Source organism: Rahnella sp. ChDrAdgB13, from assembly GCF_017655185.1.
Lineage (GTDB): Bacteria > Pseudomonadota > Gammaproteobacteria > Enterobacterales > Enterobacteriaceae > Rahnella > Rahnella contaminans.
This window is the reverse complement of the sequence record NZ_JAEMGT010000243.1, coordinates 1-2,858: the sequence shown is the minus strand read 5'-3', so window position 1 is coordinate 2,858 and position 2,858 is coordinate 1. Positions and strand designations below refer to the sequence as shown.

Genomic DNA, 2,858 nt, shown 5'->3' with positions numbered 1-2,858 from the left:
GGCTCGAACCGGCTCGGAAAAAGACTCTCGCTGTTTCTCACCGTTCATTCGACGTCGTTTTGAAAGCGGCCAGGGGCTTATCTAAATTCAAAAGCAGAATGGTTTATCTTTTAAAAAAGCCTCCAGCCGCTTTCAGAAAGCTTGCCGAGCTAAGTGTTTCGAGACCTGTGGCTCGAAACCGAGTGAGGGTACCGCGCAGCGGCAAGTTTTCGCGGCAATAGCGCTGGCCCCTGAAACATAGCCAGCGAGCGATAGCACGCAGTTAGAAAGACGCGGAGATTCCAAAGAGGCCCCGTCCTGGGCCTCTTTGGTCGGTTTCGGCGCGAGCCGCTAAGCGATCATCGCACATGAAAAACCGAAATTTACGCTAAGCGTCCCTTGAGCCCAAGGTCTCCTTTGGAGCCTTTCTAAAAGGCTTACTCCCCCATCCTCGGGTACTTATCCGCGATACCGTCGCCTGTAAAATGCGCCACCCAGCCTTCCGGATTATCAAACACGCGGATCGCGGTAAACGACGGAGATCCGCCCATATCAAACCAGTGGCGGGTATTGGCGGGGACAGAAATCAGATCGTTTTTCTCGCACAGGATCTGGAAAATCTTACCGTTCAGATGCAGGCAAAACAGCCCGGCGCCTTCGACGAAGAAACGCACTTCGTCTTCACCGTGAGTATGCTCGGAGAGGAATTTAGTGCGCAGCACGTCGCGCTGTTCGTTATCCGGACGCATGCTGATCACGTCCCAGCTCTGGTAGCCTTTTTCTTCGACCAGTTTGTCGATTTCATGCTGATACGCGGCGATCACGTCCTGCGGCTGGGGATTTTCGCCTAAATCACGGTCGGCCTGCCAGCGCTCAAAACGTACATCAATTTTGCTCAGCTCTGCGGCGATGGCGTCGCCGTCCCGGCTTTCCCAAACTGGAGCGGAAGGATCCTGGTCACTAAAAATCGTCAATGCACTCATGGTCAACCCTCTTATAAGAATGTTTCTAAGGCTATCTGATCAAAACGATTAACTTGCAGGTGGTCGCTGAGTTCGTCAGCGTCGTCACGGATCAGCTGGCAGGTGTGCCAGCCCGCCAGGCGCGCGGCGTCCAGTTCCTGACGGATGTCCGATAAAAACAGTAAATCAGCGGGCGGTAAAATCAGCTGTTCGGCGATGTTCTGATAGGACTCCGTTTCACGCTTGGCGCCAACGCGGGTGTCGAAATATCCGCTGAACAGCGGCGTGAGGTCGCCCGCATCGCTGTAGCCGAACAACAGTTTTTGCGCGTCAACGGAACCGGAAGAATACACGCAAAGCTGCAAACCGTCGGCTTTCCAGGCTTCTAACTGCGGCGCAACATCCGCGTACAAATGCCCGCGGAAATCACCGTTCTCGTAACCGGTGCGCCAGATAATACCCTGCAAGACTTTCAGCGACGTCGATTTGACGTCGTTGTCCATGTAGGTAAAAAGTTGCTCAATCAGGGCCTCGACGCTGGCCTGCGGGCGGTCGATTTCGGCTCGCAGAGCATTCAGCGCAGCCGCCACTTCCGGCTCTTCGTGCTGATGACGCAGAAATTCGGCCAGACGCTGACGGGCATACGGGAATAACACCTGATGCACAAAACGGATATCCGTGGTGGTGCCTTCAATATCAGTGACGATGGCGCGGATCATTTGGCCTCCAGCAGGCGACGTTGCAGTTCACACTGGAATAAAAATTCCAGTCCTTCCAGATGGCGGCGTGCTTCCGCCACATCCCGTCCCCAGCAGGTCAGACCGTGGCCGCGCAACAAAAAACCATACTGCAACGGCGCGTGTTCCGAGCTGGCAATAATCTTCTGCACCAGCGCTGAGATGTCCTGGCTGTTGTCGAAAATCGGGATCACCACCTGATCGAGGTGCGTCGTCTGGCCGCTCAGCGATTTCTGCATTTCGTAGCCTTCCAGCACCAGCGCGCCGCTGCGTTCCACGCGGGACAAAACGGTCGAATTCACCGAATGTGTGTGCAGCACCGCCCCTGTTTCAGGATAGCGGGAATACAGCATGGTGTGCAGGCCGGTTTCAGCGGAAGGACGACGACCGCTGGGTGCCAGTCCGCTTTCCAGTTCAACCAGCAGAAAATCTTCTGCGGTCAGCGATCCTTTGTCTTTTCCTGATTCGGTGATCAGGCAATGAGCATCACCTTCGCGAACAGACATATTCCCGCCTGTCGCCGGGCTCCAGCCCTTCTGACCAATCCAGTGACAGGCCGCCAGCAGCGCGCCCAGTTGCAAATTCTCTGTCATCGTAATCCTGAAAAATCGTGCGTTGAGGGCCTGAGTTCGGAGTGAAAACCGCGATATATAAATAATTGATATGGCCTATATTGAATTAGCATTTAGCCATCTAAGCGTCTCGATTGCCAAATATTAACATCGTGTTATGGTGAAATGAAGAGATAAAAACCGGGTTATTTTGCGTCAACATGCGTCAAACAAAGCCTTGCCTCAAGCGCACTCGGAGAGATTAGATATTCTGAGTTATCTTGAGGCAATTTTTTGCCCCATACATGCCCCATACACTTTTCACTCACTCTTCAGCATGAACGCGTCCATGCTGTCATCAAACTTCATGATGTCCTGCGCCCCATAGCCATCCTTGGCCTTCAGAACCCATCACAGGTAAATCCCATGCTTTTGACATTCGCAATCAGCGTTATTGCTTTACTGGCAATAATGGCGATAAGTGCTGTCTTGCTTTTGGCTTTTAAAATTGAGAGGAAAAATAAAAGGGATTGATTAAGTCAGATGTATTTATTAATCAGTTGCTGCTTTGGTAAATTCTCCAGTCTTCGGATCATACGAATCACCAATACCCCCAGCAGCCGGATCAT

General features: G+C 52.6%; 3 protein-coding genes. All 3 read right to left on the bottom strand.

The genetic code is table 11. The features are described from left to right. Positions 1–416: 416 nt before the first annotated feature. Genes J8X26_RS27395 through J8X26_RS27385 form a run of 3 tightly spaced genes read right to left on the bottom strand, consistent with a single transcriptional unit; the run spans position 417 to position 2,271 of the window. Positions 417–962: an acireductone dioxygenase gene (locus tag J8X26_RS27395; RefSeq protein ID WP_152324655.1), complete on the bottom strand. Its 546-nt coding sequence runs from the start codon at positions 960–962 to the stop codon at positions 417–419. Between the two features lie 11 nt (positions 963–973). Then, entirely contained in the window at positions 974–1,660 is a 687-nt protein-coding gene (gene mtnC, locus J8X26_RS27390) for an acireductone synthase (protein ID WP_152324656.1), read from the bottom strand. Further along, on the bottom strand, positions 1,657–2,271 hold the full coding sequence (locus J8X26_RS27385) for a methylthioribulose 1-phosphate dehydratase (protein WP_165058586.1): 615 nt from the start codon (positions 2,269–2,271) through the stop codon (positions 1,657–1,659). The genes mtnC and J8X26_RS27385 overlap by 4 nt, the downstream gene beginning before the upstream one ends. Positions 2,272–2,858 lie beyond the last annotated feature (587 nt).